The following is a 16,746-nucleotide window of genomic DNA, read 5'->3' on the forward strand; positions in this document are numbered from 1 at the left end:
CCGGCATCTCTACGTCGGTGGCGTCACCAGAAGCGGCCGGGGCCTCAGACTCAGCGTCCTCAGCAGGCTTGTCCGGGGTCTCAGCAGCCTTCTCGGAGGAATCCTCGGACTCCTCAGCAGCCGGTGCGGACTCGCCCTCATCACCGATGATGGCGATGACCTCGCCCACGTCTACGGTGTCATCTTCCTCAGCCTTGATTTCGAGGATGGTGCCGGCGACCGGGGAGGGGATTTCGGTGTCGACCTTGTCGGTGGAGACCTCGAGCAATGGCTCGTCGACCTCGACGGTGTCACCGACGGACTTCAGCCACTGGGTAATCGTGCCTTCGGTTACAGATTCGCCCAGTTCGGGCATCACAACAGAGTGTGCCATAAGTGTTAAGACTCCTCGAAAGTTGGAATTAGTGAAACGCTAGTGATTGATTCTACAGCGTGTTTATAAAAGCTGCGCATGGGTGGGGTGAATTGGGGCAACCTCCGCACGAAGAAGCCGAAGGTGGCCTCCGGTAGGCTAAAGAGCCATGTTCAACCCCTTCCGCCGCAATAGCTCTAAGCCCCAACTGCGCCCGCCCCGCGCGCCGGGGGAGACCATTCGCGCAGAAGACGCTCAGGAGCTCCAAGCTTGGGCGCAGGGACGCGCTTATATTGAGGCTTTTGTGGAGCCGGAGACCGTGGTCAACGAGATGTCGGTTGTAGTAGTTGATGAAGGCGGTGCTTTCATCCGCCGCCGCATTGGTGGGCCCAAAGGGATTGACGCGGTGGCCAAGCTTCTGCGCTGCGATGTGTATGACGTCGAAGAGACTGGCTATCCCCAGCGCATGCGCGAGCGCATCGAGCGAGAGCGCATTCTGCGCAAGCGGGAGGAGCAGCGCGAGCGCCGCGAACGCTTTGAGCAGCGCCAGCAGCAGAACCAACAGGGCGATAGTTAAACAGCCACAACGCCTGTTGCTTATTCGCTAACGATGGTGGCGCCTGCCTTGGCCAGTTCCTCCAGGGCGGCAGCGCCGCGGGCCTCGTCGACGGGCGCGCAGTAGTCCGCCAGAACTCGCACGGTGAAGCCTTCCTGAAGGGCGTCGGCAGCCGTCGCGCGCACGCAGTGGTCGGTGGCAATGCCAACGATGTCCACGGCGGTGACGTTGTGCTCGCGCAGCCACTCTGCTAGGGGAACACCGTCGGCCGCGCCCTCGAAGCCTGAGTAGGCGGCGGTGTACTCACCCTTCTTGAAGCAGGCCTGGGCGGGTGCGATGGCCTCGTGCATGGCGGCGCCGAAAGAATCAGCTACGCAGTGCGTGGGCCAGGTATCGACGAAGTCGGGATTCTCAGAGAAGTGGGTGCCTGGATCGATATGCCAATCCTGTGTGGCTACGACAGTTTCATAGGAGGCTTGGAGAGCGCCAATGCGCTCAGCAACTTCGTTGCCGCGTTCGGTGCCGAGGGCTCCGCCGGGGCAAAAATCATGTTGGACATCGACAATGATGAGTGCAGGTGTCATACGGGGCAATTCTATACCCTGGGAAGCGATGAAAACACCGATTCCTTTTTATTTACAGAAGATCCTTGATGGCGTTCACGATCACGATTCCGGAGAAGTCGCGGACTATATCCCGGAACTGGCCAGCGCAAACCCAGACCAGTTGGGCGTCGCGCTGTGCTCTGTCACAGGCCACCTGTATAGCGCCGGTGACGCGGAAAACCGTTTCACCATCCAATCCATTTCAAAACCATTCGTCTACGCCCTCGCTTTGAGTGAGCTGGGCTTAGATGCGGTGCGTGATGTCGTCGGCCTCGAGCCCTCTGGGCAGGCTTTCAACGAGCTTTCCCTGGCCAAGGATCATCGCCCTGTGAACCCGATGATTAACGCCGGTGCCATCGTGGTCAACCAGCTCATCAACGGCGTGGACTCCAGCGTGGAGGACCGCGTGGAAAAGATTCGCTCCTTCATATCCCAATTGGCGGGGCGCGAGGTGGACGTCGACAAGCGCCTGTGTGACTCCGAGCTTGAGCACGCCGAGCGTAACCTCTCCCTCGCGCATATGCTGCGCTCCTATGGCATCATTCAGGACGATGCTCACGACGCAGTACTGTCCTATACCTCGCAGTGCGCGCTGTCGGTCGATGTGCGCGACCTTTCCGTCATGACCGCGACCTTGGCCAATGGTGGGCGCCAGCCGGTAACAGGAGAGAAGATTTTAGACGCCGATGTTTGCCGCATGACCCTGGCGGTGATGAGCTCTTGCGGCATGTACGACGGCGCTGGGCGCTGGATGACGGAAGTAGGAATCCCGGCGAAGTCAGGCGTAGCCGGCGGTCTCATCGGTACCCTGCCGGGCCAGATCGGTGTGGCGACGTTCTCTCCGCGCCTCGATGAGCAGGGAAATAGCGTGCGCGGCACCGCAATTTTCCGCGAGCTCTCCTCGGACATGGGTCTGCACCTGATGTCCACAGAGAACCGCTTCGGTGTGCACCCAGTACGCAGCGTTGATGAAGATGAGGAGACGGCGATCATCCGCCTGCAGGGTCATATCAACTTCACCGCTACCGAAGCCATCCTCCACGAGCTGGAGGAGCGTCAATTCTCCGGCAAACGCTTGGCCTTGGACTTCTCGCAGGTCTCTGGGCTGCACAAGGTGGGGCGGCGCATGCTCAAGGAAGGACTACGCCGGCTGCGTGAGGAAGGCAATGAGGTCGCGCTTGTCGACGATGACGGGCTCGTCACCGACCGCGCCATGTCAGATGGCACCGTCCTCCCGCTGGCGGACAAGGAGGACTACGTCATCGCCGGTGAAGAAGTGTGAGCGGCCTAAGGTCGCTCACGCGAGGGGCAGAATTGAAGACGCTCTGATCTAGGCTTCTGCGATCTCGCGCAGCGCGGCCACCACGGTGCGCACCGGCACACCGGTAGCGCGCTTCGGGGTGTAGCCGCGCGGGGCGGAACCGTTCCAGGAAGGGCCGGCGATATCGATGTGGGCCCACTCGATGCCCTCGCCCACGAATTGCTTGAGGTAGGTGCCGGCGAATTCCATGCCTCCCTCACGCTTGGCGTTGATGTTGCGGATGTCCGCGGCCTGGGACTTGATCTCCTCGTCGTGCTCTTCCAGCAGCGGCATGGCCCAGGCATTCTCGCCCACCTCGCGGCCGATTTCGGCCAAGCGATCGCGGAAGACCTCAGAGCCCATGATGCCGGAGGTGCGCGAACCGAGCGCCACGATCTGTGCGCCGGTAAGGGTTGCGGTCTCAATGAGGTAATCCGGCTTATCCTCGCTGGCGCGAGCGATGGCGTCCGACAGCACGAGGCGGCCCTCGGCGTCGGTGTTGAGGACCTCGGAGGTCAGGCCACCGTAGTGGGTAATGACATCGCCCGGGCGGGTGGCACCAGAGCCCGGCATGTTCTCCGCCAGCGGCAAGGTGGCGGTGATCTGGACTGGCAGCTTCAGCTTGGCAGCGGCGATGATGGTGGCCGCCATGGCAGCGGAGCCGCCCATGTCAGAGATCATGTCCCACATGCCATTGCCGGGCTTGAGAGAAATGCCGCCGGTATCGAAGGTGATGCCCTTACCCACGAGGGCCACGTGCTTCTTGGCCTTCTTGGGCTTCCAGCTCAGGTGCACCAAGCGCGGTGGGCGGGCCGAGCCCTTGCCCACGGCCAAGATTCCGCCGAAGCCCTGTTTCTCCAGCTGCTTTTCATCGAGAACCTCGACGTCAAGACCGGCCTCCTTGGCCTGGCCGGAGAGGAAGTCGGCATAAGATTCCGGGTAGAGCTCGTTGGCCGGGGTGTTGACCAGGTCGCGGGCAAGCAAGACAGACTCAGCCACGGTGCGGGCTACCTCGAATTCTTCGGAAACAGACTTATCAGCCACCACGATGAAGGTAGCCGGCTGCTCCTGTTCCGTGAGCGCAGTGGAGCGGATTCCGCGGTAGGCATAGCCACCGAGGATGAGTCCCTCAACGGCGGCCGTAACGCCGAAGTCCGCCAAGGTGGTCACGATGGTGCCCACGCCCGCAGTGCCGCGAGCGGCGCTGCCGGCGGCGCGGCGCAGAGCTTCATCGTCGAGCGCCTCAACGTCACCGAAACCCAACGCGATGACCTGGGCGGCACCTGCCTTCTGCGGGGCGGGAACCTTCACGATCTCCCCGGCCTTACCCGTCGCGCCCACGGCGGCGAGAGCCTCATACGTTGAGCGCAGCGCGGAGGAACCGAGCAGAGAGGTACCCGGCACCTCGAGCCCCTCCTCGCCAGCAAAGGTAGCGATGAGCAGGGCGTCTGCCTGCTTGGGGGCCTTCTTGGCCAACTCAACGGTGGGGAATAAGCCGCGTGCGGGCAGTTCGAACGTGGAAGAAGCCACGATGTCCTCCTTGAGAAAATGACAATGGGATACTCCTCACACCCTACCCGTGTCCATGACGTGGAACGCGGAGGGGCAATGTGCACGAAGACTGACTATGTCACTCGGTATTTCGCTTGGGCATTTCTGCACTTCTATAGGTGTCTGGGGAGTACGCTGTGAGGCATGTTGAATTACACCGTGACGCGAACTGAAAACCCCACCTCCCCGGAGCGCCTGCAGGAGATTCTGGCGAACCCGGGCTTTGGTAAGTACTTCACCGACCACATGGTGACGATTGACTGGACTGAGGACAAGGGTTGGCACGACGCGCAGATACGCCCTTACGCGCCGTTTAGCATGGACCCGGCCTCCACCGTCTTCCACTATGGCCAGGCCATCTTCGAGGGCATCAAGGCTTACCGCCAGCCTGACGGCAGCATCGCCACCTTCCGCCCAGAGCAGAACGCGCAGCGTCTGCAAGCCTCTGCTGAGCGCATGGCAATGCCGCAGCTGCCAGAGGAGGAGTTCATTGAATCCCTGCGCCAGCTTGTCGACGTCGACCAGGCCTGGGTCCCCGAGGCTGGCGGCGAGGCAGCCCTGTACTTCCGCCCCTTCATGATCGCCACCGATGTGTCCCTGGGCGTGCACCCGGCGCATTCTTACCGCTATGTCGTCATCGCCTCCCCGGCGGGCGCGTATTTCTCCGGTGGTATCAAGCCGGTGTCCGTCTGGCTGTCCACCGACTATGTACGCGCCGCTCCCGGCGGCACCGGTGCAGCGAAATTCGCCGGCAACTACGCGGCTTCGCTGCTCGCGCAGGCGCAGGCAGCGGAGAAGGGCTGCGACCAGGTGGTGTGGCTGGACGCTATCGAGCGCACCTATATCGAGGAAATGGGTGGCATGAACCTCGCCTTCGTCTACGGCGAAGAGGGAAACCAGACCCTGGTCACCCCAGAGCTGTCGGGCTCGCTGCTGCCGGGTATTACCCGTAAGTCTCTGCTGCAGGTGGCCGAAGACATGGGGCTGAAGGTGGAAGAACGCCGCATCACCTACAAGGAGTGGGAGCAGGATGTTGCCTCCGGCGCCATGGTGGAGGCCTTTGCCTGCGGAACCGCAGCCGTTATTACCCCGGTGGGCCACGTTATGGGCACCGATACCGACTTCCACATCAACAACGATGAGGCCGGTGCCACGACGATGGCTCTGCGCGAGCGCCTCACCGGCATCCAGCGCGGGTCCGTGGAGGATACCCACGGCTGGCTGCACACGCTGGTTGAAGCGAAATAAGTGGGCTGCCTAGGCGAGCTCGGCGGCCAGCTGCACCAGCGGCAAGGCCGCGAGCGCGCCGAGGGGGAAACCTTCACTCAGGTTTAAATCAAGCAGTGGGTTAAGCCCCAGCTCCTTGAGAGCGAGGGCGTGCGCCGGTTCGGGGGTGGTGGTTCCCGCGCGAAGCCAGCCCTTCACACCGGGCGCAGTGCGCTCGGCTAGGACGGCGGCGGTGGCTGCCAGGGGGCCGTCGATAAGCATCGGCGTTCGCCGCGCCGTGGCCTGCGCGATGAAGCCCACCAACGCCGCGAGAGCCGGGGAACCGATGGTCTGCACGACCTCCCAGCCCTCTAGGTTGCGGGCACGGAACATGGAGTCGCGCACAACGCTCACGCGGGCCTTCCACATCGCATCCGTGATGCCGCTGGCCAGAGTATTCGTCCCCACAATCGCTACCGGTTCGGTGTGGGTGATCCGGCCCATAACACTGGTGGCAACGGTCTCCGTGTCGATTCCACAAGCGGACGTGATGAGCAGGTCGGCGCCGGAATCGATCTCCCGATCTGCCGTGGTCATGCCTAGGCTGAGGAAGGACTCGCACTCCGCAGGGGACATGGCGGTAGTGCTGTCGTACGGTTCAGAGTTTTCGGAGTCGCCGCTGGTGCACTCGACGAAGTCGATGCCCGCCCCTGCCCGCTGCGCAGCGCTGAGGAGATTATCGCGCCACCGTTCCTCATCAGTGGGGGAATGCTGCGTGATACCCACGCCGTCGACAGTGCGTTCGGCAGTGGGCCGGGCGTCTTCAAAGACGATGGCCCGGGGCCGCTCAAGAGGTGTGGCCTGCGGAGAATCCTGCGCTGCCGCCAGCCATGCAGCAATCTCTGCCATGCGGTTTGGTTGAGCTGCGGTTGAAGGGCGCAGCTGGGGAACCGCGGTGAATTCAGGCATGTGTCCTCCGGCTTAGACGGTAGCTCCGCGCTCCACCTGCGGACGCGGCGTGCGCCACTTGCGCGGTTGGGAGGCGCGGGAGTACGCGTAGAACCCTAGACCAAAACCGGCCTCGGTGGTGCCGGGGAACTTCAGGCGCACTGCGTTGTTGCACTTACGCGCGAGCCAGAATCCCTCGACAGCGAAGACTACGATGACCGCCATGGCGCCAATCGAGATGATCTGGGACAGGCGCGGGTCCCGGGTGCTGACGAACATGAGCACCAGCAGCACGATCATAAAGGGCATGACCCACTCGTTAATGAAGCGGTGGGAATCTACCCAATCGCGCACGTAGCGGCGGACATCGCCCTTATCGCGGGCGAGGAGGTAGCGCTCGTCACCAGCGGCCATGCGCTCCTGTGCCACCTTGTTGCGCTCGCGGGACTCTTGGCGCTCCTTGCGCTTATATTCCTTCCACTCTGCCTTAGACATGGAAGCCTTGAGTTCCTTGCGGTGCTGGTAGCGCTGCGCGTCCGACATTCCCCGGGGATCACGCTTGACGCCGCGGGCGATTTCCTGCGCATCACGCTTAGGCGTGGGGCGGCCTTTCGGCGGCGTGTAGCCCTTGCGGTGCGGTTTCTCGGCGGCGGGTTGCTCTTCCGGCGTCGGGGTGTGCTCGGCGGGGGAAGAAGTCTTGTCATCTTTTTGCCACGGAAGTTTCACGCTGTTTAGCGTACAAGGTCGCGCGGACATAACGGGAATAGGCCCGCGGGAGATAGCGTTGTGGTCAGGGAACAGGGCACCAGTGAACCACTAGTGAACTGTGAGGCATCCTTTCTTCCTCTTGTATGAGGGGGTAGGGTGGGCTCCAGAAAAAATTCCGTAAACATAAGAGGAGAAATCATGACCGCTCCCGCGTCTGCAACCGGAGTTATCCTGACCGAGGCCGCTGCGGCCAAGGCAAAGTCCCTGCTTGATCAGGAAGGCCGCGATGATCTGTCACTGCGCATTGCTGTCCAGCCGGGCGGCTGCGCGGGCTTGCGCTACCAGCTCTACTTCGATGACCGCACCCTGGATGGTGACAAGGTGGACTCCATTGGCGGTGTCAACCTCGTCGTAGACAAGATGTCCATCCCGTACCTCACTGGCGCCAAGATCGACTTCTCCGACACCATTGAGGCCCAAGGCTTTACCATCGATAATCCCAACGCTGGCGGTTCCTGCGCTTGCGGTGACTCCTTCAATTAAAGTCACATAGACGATATGCCGAAGCCCTCGCCATATGGCGAGGGCTTCATTTTTATTCTCTATTTTTATTAGAGCTTCACGGGGTAATCGCGCTGCTCAATCTTCGGGTCGATGCGCTCTTCCACGAAGATGCCATGCCAAATCATGAAGGACAGCACCGTCCACAGGCGGCGGGAGTGATCGGAGATTCCGTCACGGTGCTCCTTGAGCATCTCCAGAACTTCCTTCTTGTTGAAGATGTCCTCGGTCTGGGACTCCGTGATCTGATCCTGGGCCCATCCATAAAGCTCATCGCCGGCCAACCAGTGGCGCATAGGAACCGGGAAGCCCAGCTTCTTGCGGTGCAGTACGTGCGGCGGGACAATCTGCTCCATGGCTTTGCGCAGCGCGTACTTGGTGGTGCCGTGCGAAATCTTGAGATCGTAGGGGATAGTTTCCGCGACCTTGAATACTTCCTTGTCCAGGAAAGGAACGCGCAGCTCCAGGGAGTTGGCCATGTTCATTTTGTCGGCCTTGACCAAAATATCGCCGCGCATCCACGTAAACAGGTCGAGGTGCTGCATGCGGGCTACCGGGTCAAAGTCCTGGGACTGCGCATAAATCGGAGCGGTAACCTCGCGGTGGTCCCACTCCGGCTCGGCCCACGGGAGCACCCGCTGGAGCTGCTCGAAGTTGAAGGAACGGGCGTTGCCGTAGTAACGCTCTTCCATGGTCATGGAACCGCGGTTGAGCAGGGACTTGCCCTTCATTCCCTCGGGGAGGACCTGTGAGAGCTTGCCTAAGCCGCGGCGCAACGGGGAGGGGATCTTCTCGAACGGAGCTAGCGAGAGCGGCTCCTTATAGATGGTGTAGCCGCCAAAAAGCTCGTCGGCACCTTCACCAGACAGCACTACCTTGACGTGCTTACGGGCTTCCTGGGCCACGAAGTACAAGGGGACAAGAGAGGGATCTGCCACGGGGTTGTCCAGGTACCACATGATCTTCGGAACAGCCTCGGCGTATTCCTCGGGGGAGACAATCTTAACGATGTGCTCTACACCAATGGCGGCGGCAGACTCGGCCGCGACGTCGACCTCGGAGTAGCCTTCGCGCTCGAATCCGGTGGTGAAGGTGAGGAGGTCCGGGTTGTGGCGCTTGGCCAAGGCTGCGATGGCGGTGGAGTCAATGCCGCCGGAGAGGAAGGAACCGACGGTCACATCGGCACGCATGTGCTTCTCGACGCTATCCTCCAATGCCCGCGCAATCCTATCGAAGAGCTTCTGCTCCTCGCCCTGCTTCACAGGTTGAATGGGGAAGCGGGGCTTGAAGTAGCGATCCGATACAACTTTTTCGCCAGGGCGAAGCGTTACGGTGCAGCCAGACTCGACGCGGCGAATAGTGGCGTGGAGGGACTCCGGCTCAGGCACGTATTGCAAGTCCACATAGTGCTCGATGGCGCGCTTATCAAGGCTGAGATCTAGACCCAGTGAATCGGCCATCGACAGGATGCACTTCATTTCAGAGGCGAAAACGGTGCCGGCGTCGGTGGTGGCGTAGTAGAGGGGCTTGATGCCAAACTGGTCGCGCGCGGCGAACATGGTCCGAGTTTCGGTATCCCAGATGACGAAACCGAACATGCCGCGCAGGTGCTCGACAACGTCCTTGCCCCAATGGTGGTAGCCGACGACGATGGGTTCGCCATCGCCTTCAGTATTGAAGGTATAGCCGGCGGCACTAAGCTCTTCGCGCAGCTCCACGTAGTTATAAATCTCGCCATTGAAGGTGAGGGCATAGCGCTCGGGGTTGTCTTCAGGGCCCCAGCGAAGCGGCTGGTTTGAGTGTTCTAGATCGATAATGGATAGACGGTTAAAGCCGAAGGCTGCATCCTCGTCATGCCAGGTGCCAGCAGCGTCGGGGCCGCGGTGGCGCATGCACTGGAGGGATTGCTCGAGGGCCTCCAGGTGCTGGGCGGCATTGCGATCGGCGCTCAGTAGCGCGCAGAGTCCGCACATATACTTGCTTCTCCTTATATATCAAGCTTCATCTTTGACACACTTTACGGCCGAATCTGGAGGATCTGCGAACCCCGCGCCGCGCTCCCCGTTAGGGTGCGAACTTTCGGATGATGTACGGCTATACGCTCTGTGAATTGGGTCATAGCGGGTAGGGGGAGGGTGGGGTAGTCGGTGTGACCTTGTGCAGGTGGGCCGGTAACATCCCGTACGTTCACTATTTATAGAGCGGAGCCAGCGTCTAATCAGTCCAGTGAAAAGGTCTGAAATTCAGGCAGGATCCTCTATCCTGATTGGGTAGGAATGCTCTGTGAGTATTCGAGAAGTTTGTGTGCACAGAAAGGCAGAACACACGTGGGACAGCGTAAGCAACGCAACCTCGGCCGTAAGGCGGGCCTAGCGGGCGTCATCGCTCTGGGCGGTCTAGCTCTGGCAGGTTGTGACGTCGCAGCACCGACGGCCGTTGAGAACCTCCTTGGTATGGGTTGGCCGAAGGGCGTGACCCCTGAGGCGACCTCGATGTACAACTTCTGGATCTGGGTCTGGGTTGCTGCATGGATCATCGGTTTCATTATGTGGGGCCTGTTCCTCACCGCTATCTTCCGCTGGAATGCGAAGAAGGCTGAGAAGGCTGGCAAGGGCGAGTTCCCCAAGCAGCTGCAGTACAACGTGCCGCTGGAGATGGCTCTGACCATCATTCCGATTCTCATCATTATGGGCCTGTTCTTCTTCACGGTTCAGGCACAGCAGAAGGTGACGGCATTGGATAAGAACCCTGAGGTTACCGTCGATGTCACGGCTTTCCAGTGGAACTGGAAGTTCGGTTACGCCGAGAACAAGGTTGATGGCGAGAACTACGATGGTGCCGATGCTGAGCGCCAGAAGCTCGCTGAGGAATCTTCCATGGATCCGGAGGGCACTGAGAACCCGAACCCGATCCACGGTAAGTCCATGGGCGATATCTCTTACTTGAACTTCAACAAGATTGAGACCGTTGGTACCACCGAAGAGGTTCCGGTTCTGGTTCTGCCGGTAGACACCCCGATTGAGTTCCGCCTCGCCTCCGGCGATGTTTCCCACTCCTTCTGGGTTCCGGAGTTCCTGTTTAAGCGCGATGCTTACGCACACCCGGAGAACAACTCTCAGGAGCGTCGCTTCCAGGTAGAGAAGATTGAGGAAAAGGGCGCCTTCGTTGGTCGCTGTGCTGAGATGTGCGGTACCTACCACGCCATGATGAACTTTGAGATTCGCGTCGTTGACCGCGCAGACTTCAACGAGTACCTCAAGTTCCGTGAGGAGAACCCGCAAGCAACCAACGCCGAGGCTCTCGAGCACATCGGTGAAGAGCCCTACGCAGTTACCACCGCTCCGTTCAACTCTCTGCGCGACACCCGCGATGCCGACAACTTTGTCGACACCGCTGAGGCGGCATAAGAAAAGGAACTGATAGAAAATGCGTGCAACATCTAAGGTCTTTTATTCCATCGCGACCTACCTCTTCGTGTCGCTCATCGTCTACATCATTGGCGTTAACTACGTCAAGGATGATGGCTACATGTACGGCACCGAGTGGGTCGGCATCGTGGGCATGGTCCTCGCTATGCTGCTCTGCCTCATGCTGGGTGGCTACCTGCACTTCACCGATAACCGTTCCGACATCGCGCCGGAAGATTGGGAAGAAGCGGAGACTGAAGACGCAGCTGGTATTCTCGGCTTCTTCTCTCCCAGCTCCATCTGGCCGCTGTGCATGACCGGTTCAATCGCAGTTCTTGGTCTAGGCATTATCTTCCTCTACTTCTGGATGATCATTTTGGGCGCAGTCCTGCTGGTCACCTCCGTGACCGGCCTGTCTCTGCAGTATGGCCTTCCGAAGGAAAAGCACTAAGGCTTAACCTTTTCTGCCGCGCTTTCTAGCGTCACGACTTCTCAAGCCTCCGCCACACCTCGTGGCGGAGGTTTTGTCGTTGATAAGACTGCGTCGTACTGCGTTGCGGAAAGTTCCCAACAAGTCGAAAAAATATCGCTATGGGTGGGGCGCTGGGGGAAGTAGGCTGCCGCCGAAAGCGTGTACCTGGAGGTCTGGGCTTAGAATTCCAGCACGTTAACGGCCATTTTTACGGGGGTCAACCGAAAGTTGCAGTCCTGCACTTTCGCCTATGGGGGTGGGTGTGATTTATCTCATTAGGGAAGGTCCGCCCCGTGCCGGATTGCGGGCGAACCGTACCTCTTCTTGTCCTGTTGCTGGCTTCACAACATGCGTTGCCAAGTCTCACTACCTGCAGGGATGGGACGTCGTAAAGCGCGCTAAAAAGTTCCCGACTACTTCCTGGAAGATTTATAGTTCCTGTCCGGGGTGAAAACTGTGAAGGTCTAGGTCGTGGCCTCAAAAAAATCGGGGGGAAATGAGATGACTTATGCGGTCAGACCAGCCATACTGTTAGGCGTGACGAGCGTAGTTTCTAACCAAGGTATGGCAGCACCACGTGTTGCCGCGCTGAACCGACCCAACATGGTCAGCGTCGGCACCATCGTGTTCCTGTCTCAGGAATTGATGTTCTTTGCTGGACTGTTCGCGATGTGGTTCACCTCGCGTGCGAACGGCCAGGAGGGTGACTGGGCAGAGCACACGGCGCACATCAACGTGCCCATGGGCTTCCTCATTACGAGTGTCCTGGTTCTTTCCTCCGTGACCTCTCAGTTCGGCGTGTTTGCAGCAGAAAGGGGTGACGTTTACAAGCTCCGACTCTGGTACTCGGTAACCATCGCGTTGGGTGTTGTCTTCTTGGGCATCATGGCGTTCGAGTGGACAGAGTTGATCATGGCAGGTCTCACTGTTCAGTCCAGTGTCTTCGGATCGGTCTTCTACATCCTGACCGGTTTCCACGCGGCACACGTGACTGCGGGTCTGATCGCCTTCGGAATTATCTTGGCGCGCATTGCTCGCTCCAAGTTCACGCCTGCACAGGCCACCGCGGCAATGGCAGTGTCTTACTACTGGCACTTCGTTGACGTCGTGTGGATTGGCGTGTTCGTAGTCATCTACCTAGTTCAGTAGGCCGTAGTCGCCGGAGAATAGCCGGCCTACAGTCATTCATCTCCATGTACGAGTTATCTAAAGGAAAATGATGGATAACATCCAGCAGCCCGCCGCAGTGGAAGACACCACTGCCGCGGCTAAGAAGACCCGCCGTCGCCGCAAGGCGAAGCGCACGCTTGCTGGCGTCTTTGCATTGAGCATCGGGCTCACCGGCGCAGGTGTCTTGGCTTCCGCCCTGACCCCTGACGCACAGGTGGCCACCGCCGCAAAGGATGACCAGGCACTCGTTCAAGAGGGCAAGGACATCTACGAAGTCGCTTGTATCACCTGCCACGGTGCGAACCTGCAGGGTATCCAGGACCGTGGTCCTTCCCTCGTTGGTATTGGCGCCGGCTCCGTGTACTTCCAGGTTCACTCCGGCCGTATGCCGATGATGTCCAACGACGCTCAGGCCGAGCGCAAGACTCCGCGCTACACCGAGCAGCAGACCCTGGCGCTTGCCGCCTACGTCGCTGCCAACGGTGGCGGTGCCGACATCGTCTACGACGAGGATGGCTCCGTTGCGCAGGAGTCCCTGCGTGGCGCTAACTACAACGGCCAGATCCAGGCCGAGGACGTAGCAAAGGGCTCCGAGCTCTTCCGTATGAACTGCGCGTCCTGCCACAACTTCACCGGTAGGGGAGGCGCTCTTTCCTCCGGTAAGTTCGCGCCGCCGCTCGACCCGGCCAACGAGCAGGAGATCTACCAGGCAATGCTGACCGGTCCGCAGAACATGCCTAAGTTCTCTGACCGTCAGCTGACCGCAGATGAGAAGAAGGACATCATCGCCTACCTCAAGTCTGCGAAGGAAACCCCGTCTCCGGCTGGTTGGTCGCTCGGCGGCCTCGGTCCGGTGGCTGAGGGCCTGGCAATGTGGATCATCGGCATCAGCCTTCTGTGCGTTGCCGCTATGTGGATTGGATCTCGCTCATGAGCAACGTAAAGAAGAATTACTCTCGTAAAGAGCTCGATGCTATGAGCAACGACGAGCTCGCAGCGCTCGGTACCGAGCTGGATGATGTCACCGTCGCATTCCGCAAGGAGCGCTTCCCAGTCGAGGGCGATCCCGCTGAGAAGCGCGCTGCTGGCAATGTCACCTTCTGGCTGATCATCTCCGTCCTGATGGGTATCGCTTTCCTCGGCGTGTACCTCTTCTGGCCGTGGGAGTACAAGATGTTGGGTGAGGATGGCCTGTGGTGGCACACCCTGTACACCCCGCTGCTTGGCCTGACCTCTGGTCTGTGCATCCTGGGCCTGGGCTTTGCCATTGTTCAGTACGTCAAGAAGATTCTCCCCGAGGAGATTTCCGTTCAGCGTCGTCACGATGGCCCCTCTGATGAGGTTGACCGTCGCACGCTGACCGCGCTGCTGAATGATTCCTGGACCACCTCGACTCTGGGTCGTCGTAAGACCATCAAGGGTCTGCTCGGTGGTGCCGGCGTTCTCTTCGGCCTGACCGTTATCGCTCCGCTCGGCGGCGCTATCAACAACCCGTGGAAGAAGCGCCACGACTTGGACTACACCGGTGATGGCACCCTGTGGACCTCCGGCTGGACCATGCACGAGAAGGGCGTCAAGCTCTATCTCGCTCGCGACACCGGTACCATCGCAGAGATGCACGAGGGTGAGTCCGGCTCTCACTACACCACGCGCGGCGTCACCCGCCTGGTGCGTGTTCGCCCGGAGGATCTCGCTGCCGGTGGTATGGAGACTGTCTTCCCGCTGGCTGCTGAGGATGTCAATGATGGTGCGGAGTACTCCGAGGACAAGGACGTCTACACCAACCACATGCACTCCATCCATGGCAACCGTAACGCCGTGATGCTCATCCGCCTGCGCAACGATGACGCCAAGAAGGCCATCGAGCGCAAGGGACAGGAAGACTTCCACTACGGCGATTACTACGCCTACTCCAAGATTTGTACCCACATTGGTTGCCCGACCTCGTTGTACGAGGCTCAGACCAACCGCATTCTTTGCCCGTGCCACCAGTCGCAGTTCGATGCTCTGCACTACGGCAAGCCGGTCTTCGGCCCGGCCGCCCGTGCGCTGCCGCAGCTGCCGATTGACGTGGACGAAGAGGGCTACCTCATTGCTAAGGGCAACTTCATCGAGCCCGTCGGACCTGCATTCTGGGAGCGTAAGTCATAATGAGTAACAAACTTGCACAGATGGGTAACAACATGGACGAGCGGTACTCCGCCGCCGGCGTCCTGCGTACCCAGCTCAACAAAGTCTTTCCCACTCACTGGTCCTTCATGCTCGGTGAGATGGCACTGTACAGCTTCATCATCTTGGTGCTGACCGGCATCTACTTGGCGCTGTTCTTCGATCCTTCCATCACGAAGGTCATCTACGACGGCGGCTACACTCCGCTGAACGGCGTCGAGATGTCCCGTGCTTATGCAACGGCTCTGGATATTTCCTTTGAGGTGCGCGGCGGCCTGTTCGTTCGCCAGATGCACCACTGGGCAGCACTCATGTTCATGATGTCCATGATTGCCCACATGCTGCGTATTTTCTTCACCGGTGCGTTCCGCCGCCCGCGTGAGGCCAACTGGATTATCGGTTGCGCTCTGATCCTGCTGGGCATGGTCGAGGGCTTCCTCGGTTACTCCCTCCCGGATGACCTGCTCTCCGGTGTTGGTCTGCGAATCATGTCCGCCATCATCCTGGGTCTGCCGATCATCGGTACCTGGCTGCACTGGGCCATCTTCGGTGGCGACTTCCCGTCCGACCTGATGCTGGACCGCTTCTACATCCTGCACGTGCTGGTTATCCCGGGCATCATCCTGGGTCTCATCGCAGCGCACCTCATCATGGTCTGGTTCCAGAAGCACACCCAGTTCCCTGGACCGGGTCGCGCTGAGAACAACGTTGTCGGTGTCCGCATTATGCCGGTCTTCGCCACGAAGGCCATCGGCATGGGCATGATGGTTGCCGGCGTGCTGGCTCTTATCTCCGGTCTGATGACGATTAACGCCATCTGGAACCTTGGCCCGTACAACCCGTCCCAGGTCTCCGCTGGTTCCCAGCCGGATATCTACATGCTGTGGACTGACGGTGTTGCTCGTGTCATGCCGGCATGGGAGCTCTACATCGGCAACTACACCATTCCGTCTGCATTCTGGGTCGCACTGCTCTGTGGCCTGATGGTTGTCCTGCTCTTCGCCTACCCCTTCATTGAGAAGAAGCTGACGGGCGACGACGCTCACCACAACCTTCTGCAGCGCCCGCGTGACGTTCCGGTTCGCTCCGCTATCGGTGCGGCTGCCATCGTCTTCTTCCTGCTGGTAACGCTGTCTGGTGGTAACGACCACGTGGCACACTTCTTCCAGATCTCGCTGAATGCGATGACCTGGGTTGGCCGTATCGGTCTGATTGTCCTGCCGCCGATTGCATACTTCATGACCTACCGCATCTGCGTTGGTCTGCAGCGCTCCGACCGCGAGGTGCTGGAGCACGGTATTGAGACCGGCGTTATTAAGCAGCTGCCGAACGGTGCCTTCATCGAGGTTCACCAGCCGCTCGGTCCGGTCGATGACCACGGCCACCCGATTCCGCTCGAGTACGCTGGCGCCCAGGTTCCGAAGCAGCTTAACCAGCTTGGTCTGGCTGACTCCGAAACGCAGGGTATCTTCTCCACCGATGACCCGGCTATCGTGTCCCGCGTCAACGAGATTCGCCACGAGAACCACGCTGAGGAGACGGAGATGTTCCGTCAGCTCAACGAGGCTAACCGTCGCGATGACGAGGAGAATGGCCGCATCTAGCGCCTTCACTCACTGAAACACGCTCACAGAGCCCGCACCGCCTTCCGAATAATAGGGAGAGGTGCGGGCTTTCAGCGTTTTATTGCAAGTTGAGTTAGGTGAAGTCCCGTGAGCCTTTGGCTGACCTTCCGCGACGG

Annotated in this window: 16 protein-coding genes; 10 read left to right on the forward strand and 6 right to left on the reverse strand. The window is 60.0% G+C overall.

The genetic code is table 11. From position 1 onward, the window contains the following. The coding region (locus tag HMPREF3147_RS04760) for a biotin/lipoyl-containing protein (RefSeq protein ID WP_305764417.1) at window positions 1-373 on the reverse strand (373 nt) is incomplete at its 3' end. A gap of 148 nt (window positions 374-521) precedes the next feature. Between HMPREF3147_RS04760 and HMPREF3147_RS04765 the strand changes: the two genes are divergently transcribed. Then, window positions 522-929 carry an oxidoreductase gene (locus HMPREF3147_RS04765; protein WP_070445179.1) on the forward strand — a complete coding sequence of 136 codons (408 nt, stop codon included), beginning with the start codon at window positions 522-524 and terminating at the stop codon, window positions 927-929. Window positions 930-949: 20 nt separating this feature from the next. Here HMPREF3147_RS04765 and HMPREF3147_RS04770 read toward each other — a convergent pair whose 3' ends face one another. Then, on the reverse strand, window positions 950-1,492 hold the full coding sequence (locus HMPREF3147_RS04770; RefSeq protein ID WP_070445182.1) for an isochorismatase family protein: 543 nt from the start codon (window positions 1,490-1,492) through the stop codon (window positions 950-952). Between the two features lie 28 nt (window positions 1,493-1,520). Between HMPREF3147_RS04770 and HMPREF3147_RS04775 the strand changes: the two genes are divergently transcribed. Continuing rightward, complete coding sequence (locus tag HMPREF3147_RS04775) at window positions 1,521-2,795, forward strand: glutaminase (protein ID WP_070445185.1); 1,275 nt, start codon at window positions 1,521-1,523, stop codon at window positions 2,793-2,795. A gap of 48 nt (window positions 2,796-2,843) precedes the next feature. Here the strand turns inward: HMPREF3147_RS04775 and HMPREF3147_RS04780 are convergent, their stop codons facing one another. Beyond that, on the reverse strand, window positions 2,844-4,343 hold the full coding sequence (locus HMPREF3147_RS04780) for a leucyl aminopeptidase (RefSeq protein WP_070445188.1): 1,500 nt from the start codon (window positions 4,341-4,343) through the stop codon (window positions 2,844-2,846). Between the two features lie 165 nt (window positions 4,344-4,508). On the opposite strand from HMPREF3147_RS04780, the gene HMPREF3147_RS04785 reads away from it, so the two are divergent. Beyond that, entirely contained in the window at window positions 4,509-5,612 is a 1,104-nt protein-coding gene (locus HMPREF3147_RS04785; protein ID WP_070445191.1) for a branched-chain amino acid aminotransferase, read from the forward strand. Window positions 5,613-5,621: 9 nt separating this feature from the next. On the opposite strand, the gene HMPREF3147_RS04790 is transcribed toward HMPREF3147_RS04785, so the two are convergent. Next, window positions 5,622-6,539: a nicotinate-nucleotide--dimethylbenzimidazole phosphoribosyltransferase gene (locus HMPREF3147_RS04790; protein WP_070445194.1), complete on the reverse strand. Its 918-nt coding sequence runs from the start codon at window positions 6,537-6,539 to the stop codon at window positions 5,622-5,624. Window positions 6,540-6,551: 12 nt separating this feature from the next. Beyond that, window positions 6,552-7,244 (reverse strand): DUF3043 domain-containing protein, encoded by a 693-nt coding sequence (locus HMPREF3147_RS04795; RefSeq protein ID WP_070445198.1) that lies wholly within the window; start codon window positions 7,242-7,244, stop codon window positions 6,552-6,554. Between the two features lie 180 nt (window positions 7,245-7,424). On the opposite strand from HMPREF3147_RS04795, the gene HMPREF3147_RS04800 reads away from it, so the two are divergent. Next, on the forward strand, window positions 7,425-7,769 hold the full coding sequence (locus HMPREF3147_RS04800; RefSeq protein ID WP_010190580.1) for a HesB/IscA family protein: 345 nt from the start codon (window positions 7,425-7,427) through the stop codon (window positions 7,767-7,769). 68 nt (window positions 7,770-7,837) lie between these two features. On the opposite strand, the gene asnB is transcribed toward HMPREF3147_RS04800, so the two are convergent. Continuing rightward, window positions 7,838-9,760, reverse strand: coding sequence for an asparagine synthase (glutamine-hydrolyzing) (asnB, locus tag HMPREF3147_RS04805; protein ID WP_070445200.1), 1,923 nt, complete (start codon window positions 9,758-9,760; stop codon window positions 7,838-7,840). A gap of 354 nt (window positions 9,761-10,114) precedes the next feature. Between asnB and HMPREF3147_RS04810 the strand changes: the two genes are divergently transcribed. The 6 genes from HMPREF3147_RS04810 to HMPREF3147_RS04835 all read left to right on the forward strand — a co-directional run bounded on the left by HMPREF3147_RS04810 (window position 10,115) and on the right by HMPREF3147_RS04835 (window position 16,609). Continuing rightward, entirely contained in the window at window positions 10,115-11,194 is a 1,080-nt protein-coding gene (locus tag HMPREF3147_RS04810) for an aa3-type cytochrome oxidase subunit II (protein WP_070445204.1), read from the forward strand. A gap of 19 nt (window positions 11,195-11,213) precedes the next feature. Continuing rightward, window positions 11,214-11,645 (forward strand): aa3-type cytochrome oxidase subunit IV, encoded by a 432-nt coding sequence (locus tag HMPREF3147_RS04815; protein WP_070445207.1) that lies wholly within the window; start codon window positions 11,214-11,216, stop codon window positions 11,643-11,645. Window positions 11,646-12,230: 585 nt separating this feature from the next. Further along, window positions 12,231-12,815 (forward strand): aa3-type cytochrome oxidase subunit III, encoded by a 585-nt coding sequence (locus HMPREF3147_RS04820; RefSeq protein ID WP_010190575.1) that lies wholly within the window; start codon window positions 12,231-12,233, stop codon window positions 12,813-12,815. 67 nt (window positions 12,816-12,882) lie between these two features. Next, on the forward strand, window positions 12,883-13,770 hold the full coding sequence (locus tag HMPREF3147_RS04825) for a cytochrome bc1 complex diheme cytochrome c subunit (protein ID WP_029159009.1): 888 nt from the start codon (window positions 12,883-12,885) through the stop codon (window positions 13,768-13,770). Then, window positions 13,767-14,987: a cytochrome bc1 complex Rieske iron-sulfur subunit gene (locus HMPREF3147_RS04830; RefSeq protein ID WP_070445210.1), complete on the forward strand. Its 1,221-nt coding sequence runs from the start codon at window positions 13,767-13,769 to the stop codon at window positions 14,985-14,987. The genes HMPREF3147_RS04825 and HMPREF3147_RS04830 overlap by 4 nt, the downstream gene beginning before the upstream one ends. Then, window positions 14,987-16,609: a cytochrome bc1 complex cytochrome b subunit gene (locus HMPREF3147_RS04835; RefSeq protein ID WP_070445213.1), complete on the forward strand. Its 1,623-nt coding sequence runs from the start codon at window positions 14,987-14,989 to the stop codon at window positions 16,607-16,609. The genes HMPREF3147_RS04830 and HMPREF3147_RS04835 overlap by 1 nt, the downstream gene beginning before the upstream one ends. Window positions 16,610-16,746 lie beyond the last annotated feature (137 nt).

The sequence above is a fragment of the Corynebacterium sp. HMSC05D03 genome, assembly GCF_001807205.1.
Lineage (GTDB): Bacteria > Actinomycetota > Actinomycetes > Mycobacteriales > Mycobacteriaceae > Corynebacterium > Corynebacterium aurimucosum.

What these genes read in the sequence shown, in the direction of transcription:
- HMPREF3147_RS04765 (WP_070445179.1), top strand. Translation starts at nt 522, where the DNA reads ATGTTCAACCCCTTCCGCCGCAATAGCTCTAAGCCCCAACTGCGCCCG.
- HMPREF3147_RS04770 (WP_070445182.1), bottom strand. Translation starts at nt 1,492, where the DNA reads ATGACACCTGCACTCATCATTGTCGATGTCCAACATGATTTTTGCCCC.
- HMPREF3147_RS04775 (WP_070445185.1), top strand. Translation starts at nt 1,521, where the DNA reads ATGAAAACACCGATTCCTTTTTATTTACAGAAGATCCTTGATGGCGTT.
- HMPREF3147_RS04785 (WP_070445191.1), top strand. Translation starts at nt 4,509, where the DNA reads ATGTTGAATTACACCGTGACGCGAACTGAAAACCCCACCTCCCCGGAG.
- HMPREF3147_RS04790 (WP_070445194.1), bottom strand. Translation starts at nt 6,539, where the DNA reads ATGCCTGAATTCACCGCGGTTCCCCAGCTGCGCCCTTCAACCGCAGCT.
- HMPREF3147_RS04800 (WP_010190580.1), top strand. Translation starts at nt 7,425, where the DNA reads ATGACCGCTCCCGCGTCTGCAACCGGAGTTATCCTGACCGAGGCCGCT.
- asnB (WP_070445200.1), bottom strand. Translation starts at nt 9,760, where the DNA reads ATGTGCGGACTCTGCGCGCTACTGAGCGCCGATCGCAATGCCGCCCAG.
- HMPREF3147_RS04815 (WP_070445207.1), top strand. Translation starts at nt 11,214, where the DNA reads ATGCGTGCAACATCTAAGGTCTTTTATTCCATCGCGACCTACCTCTTC.
- HMPREF3147_RS04820 (WP_010190575.1), top strand. Translation starts at nt 12,231, where the DNA reads ATGGCAGCACCACGTGTTGCCGCGCTGAACCGACCCAACATGGTCAGC.
- HMPREF3147_RS04825 (WP_029159009.1), top strand. Translation starts at nt 12,883, where the DNA reads ATGATGGATAACATCCAGCAGCCCGCCGCAGTGGAAGACACCACTGCC.
- HMPREF3147_RS04830 (WP_070445210.1), top strand. Translation starts at nt 13,767, where the DNA reads ATGAGCAACGTAAAGAAGAATTACTCTCGTAAAGAGCTCGATGCTATG.
- HMPREF3147_RS04835 (WP_070445213.1), top strand. Translation starts at nt 14,987, where the DNA reads ATGAGTAACAAACTTGCACAGATGGGTAACAACATGGACGAGCGGTAC.